This is a genomic window from Companilactobacillus nodensis DSM 19682 = JCM 14932 = NBRC 107160, from assembly GCF_000615905.1.
GTDB lineage: Bacteria > Bacillota > Bacilli > Lactobacillales > Lactobacillaceae > Companilactobacillus > Companilactobacillus nodensis.
This window is the reverse complement of record NZ_BAMN01000003.1, coordinates 23,387-38,079: the sequence shown is the minus strand read 5'-3', so window position 1 is coordinate 38,079 and position 14,693 is coordinate 23,387. Positions and strand designations below refer to the sequence as shown.

Annotated in this window: 15 protein-coding genes; 10 read left to right on the top strand and 5 right to left on the bottom strand. The window is 38.1% G+C overall.

Annotated elements, in window-relative coordinates; genetic code table 11:
- The first annotated feature begins 54 nt into the window (after positions 1-54).
- From JCM14932_RS02735 to JCM14932_RS14320, 3 genes are all read left to right on the top strand, one after another.
- Complete coding sequence (locus JCM14932_RS02735) at positions 55-795, top strand: hypothetical protein (protein WP_025023517.1); 741 nt, start codon at positions 55-57, stop codon at positions 793-795.
- A 594-nt stretch (positions 796-1,389) separates the two neighbouring features.
- Positions 1,390-2,073, top strand: a complete 684-nt coding sequence (locus JCM14932_RS02730) for a zinc ribbon domain-containing protein (protein WP_025023516.1) — start codon at positions 1,390-1,392, stop codon at positions 2,071-2,073.
- Positions 2,074-2,279: 206 nt separating this feature from the next.
- The gene (locus JCM14932_RS14320) at positions 2,280-2,831 is read left to right on the top strand and encodes an EAL domain-containing protein (protein ID WP_235700508.1); all 552 of its coding nucleotides are present in this window, start codon (positions 2,280-2,282) and stop codon (positions 2,829-2,831) included.
- A gap of 147 nt (positions 2,832-2,978) precedes the next feature.
- Here the strand turns inward: JCM14932_RS14320 and JCM14932_RS02720 are convergent, their stop codons facing one another.
- Positions 2,979-4,301, bottom strand: a complete 1,323-nt coding sequence (locus JCM14932_RS02720) for a C1 family peptidase (protein ID WP_025023515.1) — start codon at positions 4,299-4,301, stop codon at positions 2,979-2,981.
- Between the two features lie 58 nt (positions 4,302-4,359).
- On the opposite strand from JCM14932_RS02720, the gene JCM14932_RS02715 reads away from it, so the two are divergent.
- Positions 4,360-5,034 (top strand): type 1 glutamine amidotransferase, encoded by a 675-nt coding sequence (locus JCM14932_RS02715; protein ID WP_025023514.1) that lies wholly within the window; start codon positions 4,360-4,362, stop codon positions 5,032-5,034.
- A 62-nt stretch (positions 5,035-5,096) separates the two neighbouring features.
- Here JCM14932_RS02715 and JCM14932_RS02710 read toward each other — a convergent pair whose 3' ends face one another.
- Together JCM14932_RS02710 and proC are read right to left on the bottom strand one after the other, a co-directional pair.
- The gene (locus JCM14932_RS02710) at positions 5,097-5,687 is read right to left on the bottom strand and encodes an ECF transporter S component (RefSeq protein WP_025023513.1); all 591 of its coding nucleotides are present in this window, start codon (positions 5,685-5,687) and stop codon (positions 5,097-5,099) included.
- A gap of 157 nt (positions 5,688-5,844) precedes the next feature.
- Positions 5,845-6,612, bottom strand: coding sequence for a pyrroline-5-carboxylate reductase (proC, locus tag JCM14932_RS02705; RefSeq protein ID WP_025023512.1), 768 nt, complete (start codon positions 6,610-6,612; stop codon positions 5,845-5,847).
- 205 nt (positions 6,613-6,817) lie between these two features.
- On the opposite strand from proC, the gene JCM14932_RS02700 reads away from it, so the two are divergent.
- Positions 6,818-7,579, top strand: coding sequence for a DUF975 family protein (locus tag JCM14932_RS02700; protein WP_025023511.1), 762 nt, complete (start codon positions 6,818-6,820; stop codon positions 7,577-7,579).
- 137 nt (positions 7,580-7,716) lie between these two features.
- A complete protein-coding gene (locus tag JCM14932_RS02695; protein ID WP_025023510.1) occupies positions 7,717-8,595 on the top strand; it encodes a hypothetical protein in 879 nt (292 codons plus the stop codon).
- A 76-nt stretch (positions 8,596-8,671) separates the two neighbouring features.
- On the opposite strand, the gene JCM14932_RS02690 is transcribed toward JCM14932_RS02695, so the two are convergent.
- Both JCM14932_RS02690 and JCM14932_RS02685 read right to left on the bottom strand, forming a co-directional pair.
- A complete protein-coding gene (locus JCM14932_RS02690; RefSeq protein ID WP_025023509.1) occupies positions 8,672-9,220 on the bottom strand; it encodes a GNAT family N-acetyltransferase in 549 nt (182 codons plus the stop codon).
- Between the two features lie 17 nt (positions 9,221-9,237).
- Entirely contained in the window at positions 9,238-9,993 is a 756-nt protein-coding gene (locus JCM14932_RS02685; protein WP_025023508.1) for a MerR family transcriptional regulator, read from the bottom strand.
- A gap of 134 nt (positions 9,994-10,127) precedes the next feature.
- On the opposite strand from JCM14932_RS02685, the gene thiD reads away from it, so the two are divergent.
- The 4 genes from thiD to cydB all read left to right on the top strand — a co-directional run bounded on the left by thiD (position 10,128) and on the right by cydB (position 14,692).
- On the top strand, positions 10,128-10,940 hold the full coding sequence (thiD, locus tag JCM14932_RS02680) for a bifunctional hydroxymethylpyrimidine kinase/phosphomethylpyrimidine kinase (protein ID WP_025023507.1): 813 nt from the start codon (positions 10,128-10,130) through the stop codon (positions 10,938-10,940).
- Between the two features lie 34 nt (positions 10,941-10,974).
- Positions 10,975-12,084 carry a hypothetical protein gene (locus tag JCM14932_RS02675; protein ID WP_025023506.1) on the top strand — a complete coding sequence of 370 codons (1,110 nt, stop codon included), beginning with the start codon at positions 10,975-10,977 and terminating at the stop codon, positions 12,082-12,084.
- Between the two features lie 155 nt (positions 12,085-12,239).
- Complete coding sequence (locus tag JCM14932_RS02670; protein ID WP_025023505.1) at positions 12,240-13,682, top strand: cytochrome ubiquinol oxidase subunit I; 1,443 nt, start codon at positions 12,240-12,242, stop codon at positions 13,680-13,682.
- On the top strand, positions 13,679-14,692 hold the full coding sequence (gene cydB, locus JCM14932_RS02665) for a cytochrome d ubiquinol oxidase subunit II (protein ID WP_025023504.1): 1,014 nt from the start codon (positions 13,679-13,681) through the stop codon (positions 14,690-14,692). Before JCM14932_RS02670 ends, cydB begins: the two co-directional genes overlap by 4 nt.
- Position 14,693: the final 1 nt, after the last annotated feature.

Sequence of the window (14,693 nt, the reverse complement as noted above, 5' to 3'; positions counted from 1 at the left end):
GTGCTCTTTTTTGATACTATTACTATTGTATCCTTGAGGGGGAAAATTAAAAAAATGTCAAAATTCATTAAAAATAATCCGGTCTTGATAGCTATTTACGTTATCATTGCTATCCTATTTTGTATTATAAATACTTTGATCGGCATAGCCGCCATCATTATAGAATTGTTTATTCTAGGTATGATCTACACTAAGAGCAGCGGTGAAAAAGTACCATCAAACGACTATCTAGCTAAGGTTACAGGCCTAGAGCGATTGGATAAATCAGTCGTTACAACGAAGGACTTCTTCGTTATGGAAGCCATCGCCTTCATTCTAAATATGCTTTCAATTTTTAGGTTACCTGTTTTAACAATTGACTCAACTGTTAACAAATTAAATCTCGACAGCAATATGATGGCCTCAATCGGTTCGATTTCACACAAGAGTGGCTTAACATTATTTGATATTGGTATGCTACTGACCAAATCAAGTACACCATCAAAATACATTGAGTATGGCAAATATGCTATTTTAATCACAATTATCTTTGCCTTTATCGGTGCCATTTCACAACTATTCAAAAAATATAACAATCTTATCTTATTGGTTTGCTCGATTTTCCCAGCTGCCTTTTATATCATTGCTTATATCGCTAGTGGCAGCAACGTTATCATCAAGCGTATGATCGACACTGGATTCTACATGGGTCTCCTATCGTCAATCGGTTTGACCGCTATCGCTTTGCTTAAGATGAGTGTTCTAAAAGATACCGCTCCACAAAAACGTGAACGTGAGGAAAGTAGTTTTAAATAGTTTTTTCTATTCCGCTTCCGAGTATCAGTGACTCCACCTGCTGTGGGACCAGCCCCAGCCTTAGTACGGTCTGGGGCTTCGACTTTAAGCTTTGCTTTGCAAATCTTAAAGTTCGTCCGTTTTGTAAGGCCGGATAAATCGCCGACCTAACAAAACTTTCACAGCTGGTTCCATCACTGATACTCTCCAGCTAAGCTACAGCCTAAATCACAACCGTAATAATAATATGGTGACTAGGTAAATTTAGTGGAGCCATGAAGATATGGTGTCCGTGTCAATGCAGTTAGCCAGCGTCTTTGGCTGGCTCAGTGCATGGACGACCTTGAAGACGTGGTCTGCGGCTTCAAGACGAGGTCATAGACCGCCCTTTGGCTATGACCGTTTCCCACGGACACCGTATCTTCCTAGCGGAACGAAATCAAAATACACCCAACCCAAGATGCAGAAATGCATCTTTTTTTCATCCCCAAATCTCAGTACAAATAATTCGACAACCGCTCATAAAAAGATTACAAACTCCTATAAGAAGCCAAAATAAAAATGGCTTCTGATCCCAGCTAATCAAAATATTAACTTTGATAGGGAGAAGTAATTATGACTGATAAAGAAGATTCCTCCGAAAAAAAGACAAAAGAAATAAAAATTGAGACTAAGGAAGCCATAGAACCTAAGAAACCCATAAAAAACAAGAAACGTAAAATAATTCTTTCTATTGTACTTGCCATCATGATTCTAATATTTGGCTACTTCGAGGGTTCTTGGTACTACGGTAAGGAACGGCAACTAGATAATTTGTCTGATAATCTAACCAGCGGCGTCCCTGCCAAGATGTCCAAGAGTGTCATCACAGCTGATGGTAAATCAATTACTGATAAAAAACTTGAACCTCTAAAACGTCTATTTAATAAAGATAATAATGCAACCGCTCAGATAAAAACTATTATTGAACACGAAAGTTCATACAGTAACTTTCAAGTCGTCAGCGCTGGCAGATACTTTGGGGTCTTTCTAAGGTACCGAATAGCACTCAAAAAAAGAAATATCTTAGTTGAAACAGATCTTAACAAACCGATCTTCAAAATTGCGGGTAAAAATATTGCGGCAAAAAAATCTGGCGATGAATATTATCTAAAGAAAAGTTATCCTGGATTGTATTCCGTGGATGTCACTGACCAATCAGGCAAACTAAACAAAACTCGAAATATAACTGTGCCAATCTCAGGCCAGTGTAACGAAACTGATGTGGAAGTAACAATGAAACATACCCCTAGTCCTTAAGTCGGGCAATCGAGCTTTTTTATTTGAAGAAAAACCCTCTATGGGTGTATATTTGTCCTGAGCGGTTTAATTGGCAATTTGCCATGGCTAACTGCACTCCAACAAGCGTTTTCAGCAGTATGCTTTATTGCTGAAAAACGGCAATAAGACTACAATTATTTTTAATAAACAACACCAAATATCTGATGAAAAAGGGAGATACGTCTATGTACCGATTTTTTGCTCAACCACAAGTAAATGAGGAGAATAATTCTATCTTTGGTTATGAACTTTTGCTTAGAACTGATGAAGGCGGATCATGGAGACTACCTGAAGATTTCACAGCTATTTCAATCGCAGACCAAGCAAAACTTCTGGAACAAATTGCTGTAAAATTAAATACCGCATTGCACGATATCGTCCTGGCATTCAATTTGAATCAAAAGCAAGCCAGCGATCCTCTAACTCTTGGAGCAATTATCACGTTAAAAAAACGCATCGATCCGGCAGCATTAACGATCGAATTGACTGAAGCTCCAACCCTACCCGAAATTCAGGAAATAAGTACCTTGCTTCATCAATACAATATCGACGTTGTACTGGATGACGTTGGTACTGGATCAAACACCTATAACAACGTAAAACATATATTACCCTACGTTGATCAAATCAAATTTGCCATGCAAAACTTACGTATGAGTGGCAAGGCCGAAAAGATTCCCGAATCTTTATCTTTTTGGGTCGACATGGCTAAAAAGTACCGTTTAGCATGGTACTAGAAGGTGTCGAAGATAAGGCTGATCAAATTCTAGCTAAGAAATTTGGCATTAGTATTCAGCAAGGTTATCTCTACGGTAAACCGGCTTTAATTTAAAAATTTATTTCAAAAACAAAGAGGATGCGACTCAAGTCACATCCTCTTTTTATTATCCGATCGAATCCCAAGCTGGCAAGACGATTGGTTCTTGATTTAACATTTTCAACTCATCAGCTGTTAAATATTTTTTGTTTATAACGGCGTCATACACGTGATCATTGAACCACTCATCGTCCATCATGAAGTAGCCTTTGTTGCCATTGGCTTCACCCCATGAATTTTCGACTTTCCAACGATTTGGTTGGTCATTGATGACATTTACACCAGTCATAGTCATCGCGTGTGAAATAGTAGCTTCTTTGTAGTCTAGAGCTTCGCCACGAGACATCTTAGTATCAATTCCAAAGAGTTGATCAGTTTGATACAAGTCACCTGACAGCATCCCTTTGGTACGTTGTGACTGCTTACCAACATCATTACCAAACCAAACGGTATCGTTTCCCTTTAATTGGGCAATCATCATTTCTTTTAAACGATCCATTGGCAAATTCAAGAATGTCGTCAAACTACCGCCAACCATATTACCTTCAGTATCGATCGTATACAACTTGCCATATTCCTTAGCAGCTTGTGGTGCATTGATAATATCAACATAGTCGTCCAAGTTCATTGTGAAATACTGTTTGAAGAATTCCTTAGGTGTAATACTTGGTTCCTCGATCAACTTACCAGCATCATCACGCAGTGATAATTCAAACTTAACCGGTGGTTGTCCAAATGAATAAACACAGACCTTATAAACCTCTGTCAACATTTCCTCAATACGTTGGTCGATCTCAGTCTCAGATTTACCAGCATTAACTAGTTCACGAAGCTCGATACCATTCTTACGCAACATAATACCGATCGTTGAATTAAATGCTGAAGTATCATTAGAAACAGCTGTTTCTGGCATCGCATATGATGGCACGACGCCATACTTCTTAATCAAGTCAGTCGCATATTGCCAGAAGCCGCCGTCACCAGTTGGATGACTGAACAGGGCATTTACCTTACGATCAGTAATTGGTAAAGCTGCCGTTTTGATGATTCCTTGATAAAAATAATTAGCTTTTTCCAAACGGTCCCAAAATGAGATATAATTTTGAGATAGTTCAAAATCCTTCATGTTGTACTTCATAGCGAACTCTGTACGCAAATTTGTTAGTGAAGAGAACAGCCAACAACGTCCAGAACGTTTCTGATTTGAAACTTTTCCAGTTGGAACTTCAACGTTAAAAGTTGGATTTAATTTACTCTTAGCATTGATATTCTGAGCAGCTTGGAAGATACCTACTTGTGCAACTGCATTCTTCAAGACATTATTCGAAGCGTCTTGATGTAAGTTTTCCTGAAAATCTGCTAGAATCTTTTTATTAATTTCTTTAGTCAACTTAATCACCTCATTAACTAAATATATTACAATAGTTATAATCACATTGGAGAAAATTATGCCTGAAACAATCAAAATTGCTTATTTATACGAAGATTTAATGAATACTTACGGAGATAGCGGTGACGTTAAGATCCTCGCCTTCCTACTCAAAGAACAAGGTTATGACACTCAAGTTGATAATATTAGCTTAGGTGATAATTTTAACACCTTTGACTATGACTTCGTCTTCTGGGGCGGTGGTCAAGATTTCGAACAATCAGTCGTTGCCAAAGACTTGGTCCGTCACAAAGATACGATCGACAAATATATCAATGCCAATAAACCTATGCTCTGCATCTGCGGCGGTTACCAATTCTTAGGTGCCTACTACGAAACTTCAGGCGGCGAAACAATCAAGGGATTGGATATTTTACCATTCCACACTATTTTCAAAGCTGACAGCCGTATGATCGGTGATACTGAGTACGAAACTGAATGGGGTAAGGTCCGCGCCTTTGAAAACCATTCTGGACGTACTTATTTCGATGATAAGACTATGTTGAAGCCATTCGGCAAGATGATCGAAGGCTACGGAAACAATCCTGAAGAGGGTAACGAAGGTATGCGTTACAAGAATACTATTGGAAGTTACTCACATGGTCCTATTTTAAAAAATGAAAATGTTGCTCGTGCAATCGCAGATAAAATTGTTATCTCACATAAAGAACGCATGGCTGCTACAGCCAAATAAAAAATCGTCATTAGAAATCAAATGATTTCTGGTGACGATTATTTTTTTGGTTCTATACCTAATCAATCTAAAAATTTATTAGCTTTCAAAATGGCTGCCGAAATAGCTGGAGCAATAATTATTGCTGCAATCATTTCCGGTATTCCGTTAGTTCCGATGATAATCAATAATAATTTATTTAGTAAGTCAGTCTGGGTCGTATAAGCCTGTGACAAGGCACTCGCATACATGACACGCATTAACCCCAAGACCAGTAGTGTATTGGTCAATGAACCAACGGCGGCAGCGATTCCCATTGAGACCATGCGCTTCTTGAAACGATTCTTCAACGCCAGATAAATATATCCAGCCACTAATCCGACAATAACCCGTGGTAACACGGCGACAATTGGATTAGTAAAGACAGTCGTATCAATGATCGATGTTGGGCTGGTGAAAGCACGAACCATCGTACCCAGTCCCCAAACAAGGCCAACGATAGCTCCGTCTTTGGGACCAAGTACTATCGCTGCCACAATTACGGTTATATGAATTATTGTGATATTGATGAAACCAGTTGGAATGAAACCTAAAAATGGTACCAGTGATTGAACGAAGATAATCGCCATCAAGATACCTAGAATAGCAATGCGGTAGGCTTTTCTTTTTTGCATTTACTATAAACCCCTCAAAATTATTTCTTTAATTCTATATTATTATACAGGACACCACCAAATTTGTTGTTCACAAATTACGTTTGCGAATTCGGCGTAGAAAAAAAGTCCTTAGCCAATCGTGAAAAAATACTACGTGACTTCAGACTTTAATTAACTATTCACCTTCAGCAGCATCAACCGCTTTTATAACGGCGTTACGGAATCCGTATTCTTCCAAAGCAGCAACACCTTTGATTGTTGAACCACCTGGAGATGTAACTTCATCCTTTAAAGCTGATGGGTTCAAGTCAGATTGTAAAGCTAACTTGCTAGTACCAAGTGCCATACCAATAGCAGCGTCATATGCCAATTTACGATCAAGTCCATGCTTGACACCTGCATCACTCAAAGCTTCGATGAATAGGTCTAAGAATGCGGGACTGCAACCGGCAACTGTTCCCAAGATACCCAATTGTGGTTCAGGTACTTCAACTAATTGACCGGTGTAACCCATGACAGAAGCAACTTTTTTCTTCTCGTCAGCAGTGAATTTTTCAGAATAAGTGATACCCGTGAATCCAGCACCAACTTTGACCGGTGTATTAGGGATGGCGTGAGCAACCTTAGCATCAGGCAATGCTTGTCTGAGCTTTGCGACTGTTGCACTACCAGTGAAGGCAACAACCAGCTTGTCTTTACTGATCGACTTCAATTCTGACAACACACTGTCCAAGGCATTTGCACCAACGCCGATAAAAATTGGATCAGCGTCTTCCATCTGCTTGATTTTTTGAACCATTTTGAAGCCTAGATGTTCTTGTAGGTCCTTAGTACGATTTGATTTGCCACCTTTAACGATGATCTCATTCTCATCATAACCATTCTTGACCAAGCCTGTGATCACAGCTCCACCGATACTACCTGCACCAATAAATCCAATCATATCTAATACCCCTTTTCAGTATTCGTTGATTCTATTATCCTTCATATTCTATACAAATTTAATAAAAATGGAAAACTAATTGAATAAATATCAATATACAAAATAGATAGTGAACAAATTTGTAATAATACAATGTTTTCAATGATAATTAGTAATATTTAAGATATGCTAAATATATACAAAAATTAATTAGGGAGAAACAATTATGAAAAACTATCGCTCCAGATATGAATTGAAGCGTACTGTTAAAGACCTACTTCATCGCGACCGCAAGAAGGCAACTCTATTATTCATGCTTCCCATGTTTGTTCTCATCTTTACACAATTCACTGGTAAATATACTTCCCAACTCATCTCGACATCTATCATGGATCAGTTTTATCTACTACGCAGTCTTTCCATGACTCTTTTGTCCAGTCTTGCCATTGGAATACTGTTCTTACTGATTACTCAATCAGCTAATTTCCAAGGCCTAGATTGGCTAAGGGACCCCGAGGCAGACTTCGATCCACTACCAAGTAACTTCGCCTACTTCAAAAATCCCAACTGGTGGCAATTAATCGTTACCTATCTTCTAATCAATATTTTCACGTTCTTTTGGTCATTACTATTGGTCGTACCTGGTATCATCAAGACGTTTTCCTATTCACAAACTTACTTCGTCTACAAAGATTTAAATGACAAAGGTTTAGGCGAAAATCGTTCATTGACTGACTACATTACTATTAGTCGTAGATTAATGGACGGTAATAAATGGCGTTATTTTGTACTTCAACTGAGCTTTATCGGTTGGTGGATATTAGGTGGTATCATTTCTTCGATCGGAGCTCCGTTCGGTACTCTATCCACTTTTATCAGCACACTTTTATTGGCGCTGTACATGTTATGGTTGTACCCATATTACACACTGACATTAGCTAACTTCTACAAAGACTTAGTCGATCAAAACCCTGAATTATTGAAATGATTTTTGCGGATACCGTTTGGTATTCGTTTTTTTATTTGCAATATTAGATATTATATTACTCATTTATATTAATATTAGGTATAAAAAGCTGTATAAGTAGTAAAATAAAGTATGTAAATATTCAGGAGGAGTTTATTATGAAAAGGAAAATATGGAGTATTATAACTGCTATTTTATTGCTACTACTTGTAAGTGGGTGCAGTCCCAAACGTGTTGCAAAAACTTCACATACTAGAAGTGAAACATCCTATTATCAGGACTTATCCAAGATGGATCGAAACAAAGTTAACTTTAAATTCAAAGCTACTGAAGATGAATCGACTGCCAGTGACACTACTAACTACTTGGTCGATATGACGATCAAGAATACGAGTAAGACCAACGTCAAATTTAACTTGTCAAAATTTGTCATGTTGAATCCATATGATGATAGTACCAAAGTCACTTCTAGCAAAAAGAACACAGTGATTGTTAAACCTGGACAAAGTAAAATCATCAATTCTATTTTTGAAAAAGTTTCCAAAGATATTCTTGATGGCCAAGGTGCCTATTATTACTTGAATAAAGACTATAAACTAGCTTACTTCTATAAATCATATAATGGTAACGGCGTTACATCTGATAATTTAAAATCTGGCCCCGCTAGGAAGTTCAATATTAAAAAGCATGAATCAGTTGTGAAAAATACGACTGATACTGATAACACACAAAATCAAAATATAAATCAACAAGCGACATCTAACGATATTTCTAATACTCAACAGAATTCTACACAAAGTACGGACACTTCATCGCAAAACATTATTACTACAGAATCACAAGCAATCGGTCTATTCAAGCATATGTGGGGAATGGAAGCTAGAGATGACTTTGCCGCATATCCTGTAGATGGAGCTTCTTTGTGCACTCCACGACCGACGGATTCGAAAGTCTTGACTCAACTATTCTATACAATGGTGATGCAATATCGCCAGACGGTACAGTTACAAAATACGCACAACTTTCACGACCATTAAATAGTGATATTTCTGATGGTAAACCATTTGATCCAAGCAGATACTAAAAAAATAGTGAATACCAATTAGGTATCCACTATTTTTCTGCCTCATTAACCAAAGAATAGATATTAGCGTTATGAAACTTTCCATCTGAATAAATATGATCCTGTAATGTACCATCCAAATGAAAGCCACATCTGACGGCAACTGCATTACTGGAAGCATTCTCCACTTCAGCCAGGATATTTATCTTGTGCATCTTCAATTCATTGAAGCCGATCTTCACAGCTGCTTCAACTGTCCTAGTCATAACACCGTTATGCTGAAATTCTTTACCCAACCAATATCCAATCGAGCAGTGACGATTAGGATGATCAAAGTCGTGGAAGTCAAACATCCCTGCAACTTCACCATTGACCAGAATTGTCACTGGCCACAATGCTTTGGCAGCAATTCTCTTTTGACAATACTTCAAGAATCGACGTTCATTTGCGGCTGTCTTAGTATCTTCTGCCCAAGGCATATATTCTACTAACTGATCTCTAGTAGCATCCACTTGTTTGAATAACGCCTCATCATCATCTGGTCTAACGATTCTTAACTCAATCTCATCATCAACACGCCAACTCGTCTTGTCTGTCACGACGTTCATCCCCTACACTATTTTGTGTAATGGTATACCACATCATGTAATAGTTGTACAACTTGCTTCCCAGCTCTATCGTTGTAGTATTTAGCAAATCTATCGTCTGCCAAATACATATCGACCAATCCTCGATGTGCCTCAGTTTTATAATTTGGCCAACTGTAACTGAGCCATTTTTTATGATCTTCATAAACAGTTTCGGCAGCAACAGAATCCAAATCATCTGCTTTGACTAAAGTTAGGTTATTGAACATATCATTTTCGATCTCCTGCATCTTATTAATATCTTCTTCAGACAAATTCATGAATTTTTTATTGGATTTTTCAATTGTTTCTTCTCCGTACTTTTCACGGATCTCCGTACCAAATTCATCTTCATTTTGTTTTAATTTAGCATTCTTAAACGCTGCAAATTTTTCTGTATCACTCATAGTTAATTCTCCTTGTTTATCTCTGATAGTTTTATCGATCATCGTTAGAAGAGAATCAATATCCTGCTTTTTTAACTGCAACAATTCTTGTTGCTCTTTCAAAGCTGATAATTCCGAATAAATGTCATCTTGCATCAGCGATTGGATCTTTGCCAAAGGAAACTCCAAGGCCTTGTAAAAGAGTATCCTTTGCAGCTGATTGACCCGATTTTCAGTATAAATTCTGTAATTATTTCTACTATTATAATTAGGTTTTAACAAATCAATTTGATCATAATAGCGCAATGTACGGGTGCTAACGCCTGCTATATCAGCTAATTGCTTAATCGTATATTCCATGATTTCTCCTCCAACAATTCGAAGTATAAAGTATGACGTTGCGTAAACCTCAAGAAAATTTTCAAATCAATGTCACTTTTTTTAGTTAACTGTTAAGATAAAGGTTAAAATTATAAAAAAACTAGGTGGGTGAAATTATGAACGAATTTGTTCAAGTATTAACTATTGCTGGTTCCGACTCTGATGGTAGCGCCGGAGCACAAGCTGATCTTAAAACTTTTATGGCACGCGGTGTTTATGGTATGTCCGTTTTAACTGCTGCAGTTGCCGGTAATTCATACGGCATCCACGATAGTATCAACATGCCTTCAAGCTTCATCAACAGTCAGGTCAAAGATATCAAAGACGACTTTGAAGTTTCAGCTTTCAAAACAGGTATGCTTTCTGATTCCGAAATCATTCATACAGTTGCCGAAGCAATCAAAGATAAACCATTTGGCACATTCGTATTAGACCCAGTTATTATTACTAAGCACGGCGCAATGTTACTAGAAGCTGACGCTTATCAAACTTTGATCGACGAACTATTCCCCTTAGCCGATCTCATTACACCAAATTTCTACGAAGCACAAAAACTTTCAGGTATCGAACTAAAGACTCAAGAAGACATCGTTGAAGCTGCTCACAAGCTTCGTGACCTTGGTCCAAAGAATATCATGATCAAGGGTGAACACGCTGATGATTCGATCGACTACGTTGAAGATTACATTCTCCTCGAAGATGGCAATTCATTCTGGATCTCAGAACCTTACGTTAAGACAGACCACATCAACGGTACTGGTGATACTCTTTCATCATGTATCGTTGCTGAAGTTGCCAAAGGAGCAACTTTAGAAGATGCGATCAGAACTGCTAAGACATTTACATATCATGCTATCAAGAATGAAATTGATGTTGGTCATAAGTACGGACCTATTAACCATTTCGTCAAGGATGATGTAAAATAAGAGTTAAGCACTAAAAGAATCGGAGGGTTAACTCATGGTAAGAATCACAAAAATTTCTGCCGGAACATTATTATTAATTCTATCAATTATTTTGATGATCAAATCTGGCTTTGAAAACTTCATTGCCGCTTTGGTCGGTACTGGTGCAATTGGTGGAGCGGCAGGGATTTTGTTAGCCATCACCTACATTATTGCAGCGGCTATTTATATTTTGACAAATCGTACTTATAGCATCGTTCCTGATGCTGTAAGTTTCGTAATTTTGATTTTGGGTGGATTAATGGGTCTTTTCAATTCCAACCTACCAGATACGAAGTTCTTAGTTATTTGGTCTTGGGTCGGTATTATCATTGGTGCCATCGTCTTGATCATCAGTATTGTCGACTTAATCATGAATCCTGCACCTGCAGAAGAAGAAGAACCAGACAATGGTTATAACGATGAATATGCAAACAATGGCTTCGACCAACAAAATGGCTACCCGCAACAACAGTTTGGTCAACAAGGTCAGTTCCAACAACAACCCATGAACCAAATGCAAGGACAGCCACAATATGGACAACAGGGGCAACAACAATTCAATCAACCTAATCCATATCAACAGCCCGCTAATAACCAGTTCAACAATCAACAAGGCTATCCTCAACAACCTAATAACTTCCAGCCCGCACCTCAAAATAATCAATACAATCAATATGGTGCTAGACAGGCTCAACCTAACAATCAATTTAACCGTCAAAACAACAACCAATTTAATAATCAAATGAATGGTATGAATCAACCACAAAACCCATATGGTCAAAATCAAATGCAGAATCAAAGACAACTACCATCTGGACAGTTTAACCCTCATAACAATATGAATAATCACCAAAGTCTCAGTCAACAATTCCCACAACAACGTCAACAGACAAATTATCCAGCTCCAAACAACAACGGACAATTTGGTGGAAATCAATTCAATAATAATAATCAAAATAACCAGTTTGGAACTCCGGCTCCAAACAATCAAATGAATAATAATCAATTTGGTAATCAGCCACAGAATCCGCAACAAAATCAGTATCCAAGTAACAATAATGGCTCGAACGGTTCCTATGGATTCTCAAACTACGATCCATCACAAAGTCGTAGTCGTAGATAAAAATTGAGTATTTAAATCCCAAGTCAATTTTCTTGACTTGGGATTTTTTTTATTAAAAATGTAAGGGCTTATTGTTGATTATTTCACTAAGTAATCATATGATAAATGTGTATAAATAAGGGAATATAAATATTGTTCTTAAGGAGGCTATCACCATGTTAGATATTGGTTTAAGCATTGTCTCTTTAGCTCGTTTTCAGTTTGCTATGACAACTGTGTTCCATTTCTTCTTTGTTCCCTTCTCTATAGGAATGGGCGTTTTGGTTGCTGTTATGGAGACTATTTACGCGGTTAAAAAAGACAAGGTATATCTAGATATGGCAAAGTTCTGGGGAAAGATTTTTCTTTTGAGTTTTGCCGTTGGTATTGTTACTGGTATTATTCAAGAATTCCAGTTTGGTATGAACTGGTCTGAATACTCACGATTCATGGGTGATGTATTCGGTGCTCCACTAGCCATTGAAGCTTTACTGGCATTCTTCATCGAATCTGTTTTCATCGGGATCTGGATGTTCACTTGGGATCGATTCAAGCCAGGTGTTCACGCATTTATGATTTGGATGACAGCTATTGGTACTATGTTATCAGCCATTTGGATCTTAGCTGCTAACAGTTTCATGCAACATCCTACAGGCTTCAAGATCAACAACACTACTGGTCGTATTCAATTGACTGACTTCGGTGCTGTGATCAGTAACCCACAATTGTGGAGAGTATTTCCACACGTTATTTTAGCCGCAATTCTAACTGCAGGTACTGTTATTGCAGGTATGAGTGCCTGGGGACTTATGCGTAAGAAGAAAGATGAGAATCATTTCTTCAAGACTTCGCTACGTTTTGGTCTCTGGACAAGTTTAATTTTCGCTATTTTATCAGCCGGTGCAGGTGATTTTCAGACACAACAAATGCTCAAGGATCAACCTATGAAATTCGCCGCTACTGAAGGTATTTACAAAGATACCAAGGATCCTGCTCCATGGACAGTCGTTGAATTGATCAACGCCAAAGATAAGACAACTTCACACGAAGTTGAAATTCCAACTGTCTTAAGTATTCTTACATATCACAAAACATCTGGTGCCGTAAAAGGTATGGATACTATCAACAAAGAACTCCATGCTAAATACGACAAACAGTTCGGTAAGGATATGAATTACTACGTTCCACCTAAGACTCTATTCTGGAGTTTCAGAGTTATGACTGGTATCGATCTATTGATCATGTTAGTCGCATTCTTCGGCGTTATCTGGTCACGTAAGAAGAAGGATACTATCGAAAACAAGAAATGGTTCATGGTCATCGTTGGACTTACTCTTTGGGTTCCATTTATTGGTAATTCAGCTGGTTGGTTCATTACTGAATTCGGTCGTTTCCCTTGGATCGTTTATGGACTATTCACTATTGCTGATGCCGTTTCACCAACATCAACCGTTGGTACGTTATTGTTCAGTAATATAGTCTACTTCTTGCTCTTTACATTACTTGGTGGCGTTATGATCTGGTATAGCAGACAAACACTTCACCACGGACCTTATTATGAAATGGAGGACTCAAAACAAAACGTTGATCCATTTGCAAAGGAGGCCTTTGTAAAATGACACTCGCTAATTTATGGTTTATATTGATCGGATTGTTATTCGCGATATTCCTATTTCTTGAAGGCTTTGACTTCGGTGTAGGTATGTCGACTCGTTTCTTAGCCAAGGACTTCGACGAACGTCTAGCTCTTATGACATCGATCGGACCTCACTGGGATGGAAACGAAACATGGCTCGTTACAGCTGGTGGTGCGATGTTTGCATCCTTGCCACTTATGTACGCTTCATTGTTCTCAGGTTATTACATCGTTTTACTACTAGTTCTAGTCGGCTTGATTCTTCGTGGTGTATCATTCGAATTCGTTAAGCACGCTGAAACAAAAACTGGTAAGAATATCTGGATGTGGACTTTCTTCTTAGGAAGTTTCCTTGCACCATTCTTACTTTGCTTAATGCTTCTCAGTATGGTTCAAGGTATCCCTATGAACGCTAATGGTGATGCCTTCCCTAAGTTCTTCGACGTCGTTAACTTGCTATCAGTTGTCGGAGGAGTTGCTGGTACACTTCTATCACTAGTTCATGGATTGAACTTCATCAGATTAAGAGTTGAAGGTCCGCTGCGTGAACGTGCTAGAAAACTTAACCAAATTCTCTACCCAATCTTATTTGCCGGTGAAGTGGTCTTTGCCGTATTGGTATTCTTCCAAACAGACTTCTTTACTAAGAGATTTGGTTCATCACTAGTAATTACATTACTCATCGTCCTCTTCTCACTCCTTGGCTACTACGGAGTACTAAAGGACAGAGAAGGCTGGAGCTTTGCTGGTAGTGGCTTGTCACTCAGCATGGTTATCGTCCTACTCTTTAACGGATTATTCCCACGTGTTATGATTGCTACAAACCCTGCACACAGTATCTTGATCAAAGATGCCGCAAACTCACAATACACATTGACGATCATGACGATCGTTGCTGGTATATTGGTACCAATTGTAGCTATCTACTTTATTTGGTCATACACACTCTTTACGAAGAGAATAAATCCAAAAGAAAACACGGTGAAATATTAAA

Bases quoted from the DNA above. Each gene is read 5' to 3' on its own strand.
- JCM14932_RS02730 (WP_025023516.1), top strand. From the start codon at position 1,390: ATGACTGATAAAGAAGATTCCTCCGAAAAAAAGACAAAAGAAATAAAA.
- JCM14932_RS02675 (WP_025023506.1), top strand. From the start codon at position 10,975: ATGGTAAGAATCACAAAAATTTCTGCCGGAACATTATTATTAATTCTA.
- JCM14932_RS02685 (WP_025023508.1), bottom strand. From the start codon at position 9,993: ATGGAATATACGATTAAGCAATTAGCTGATATAGCAGGCGTTAGCACC.
- JCM14932_RS02700 (WP_025023511.1), top strand. From the start codon at position 6,818: ATGAAAAACTATCGCTCCAGATATGAATTGAAGCGTACTGTTAAAGAC.
- proC (WP_025023512.1), bottom strand. From the start codon at position 6,612: ATGATTGGATTTATTGGTGCAGGTAGTATCGGTGGAGCTGTGATCACA.
- JCM14932_RS02670 (WP_025023505.1), top strand. From the start codon at position 12,240: ATGTTAGATATTGGTTTAAGCATTGTCTCTTTAGCTCGTTTTCAGTTT.
- cydB (WP_025023504.1), top strand. From the start codon at position 13,679: ATGACACTCGCTAATTTATGGTTTATATTGATCGGATTGTTATTCGCG.
- JCM14932_RS02710 (WP_025023513.1), bottom strand. From the start codon at position 5,687: ATGCAAAAAAGAAAAGCCTACCGCATTGCTATTCTAGGTATCTTGATG.
- JCM14932_RS02695 (WP_025023510.1), top strand. From the start codon at position 7,717: ATGAAAAGGAAAATATGGAGTATTATAACTGCTATTTTATTGCTACTA.
- JCM14932_RS02715 (WP_025023514.1), top strand. From the start codon at position 4,360: ATGCCTGAAACAATCAAAATTGCTTATTTATACGAAGATTTAATGAAT.
- JCM14932_RS14320 (WP_235700508.1), top strand. From the start codon at position 2,280: ATGTACCGATTTTTTGCTCAACCACAAGTAAATGAGGAGAATAATTCT.
- JCM14932_RS02735 (WP_025023517.1), top strand. From the start codon at position 55: ATGTCAAAATTCATTAAAAATAATCCGGTCTTGATAGCTATTTACGTT.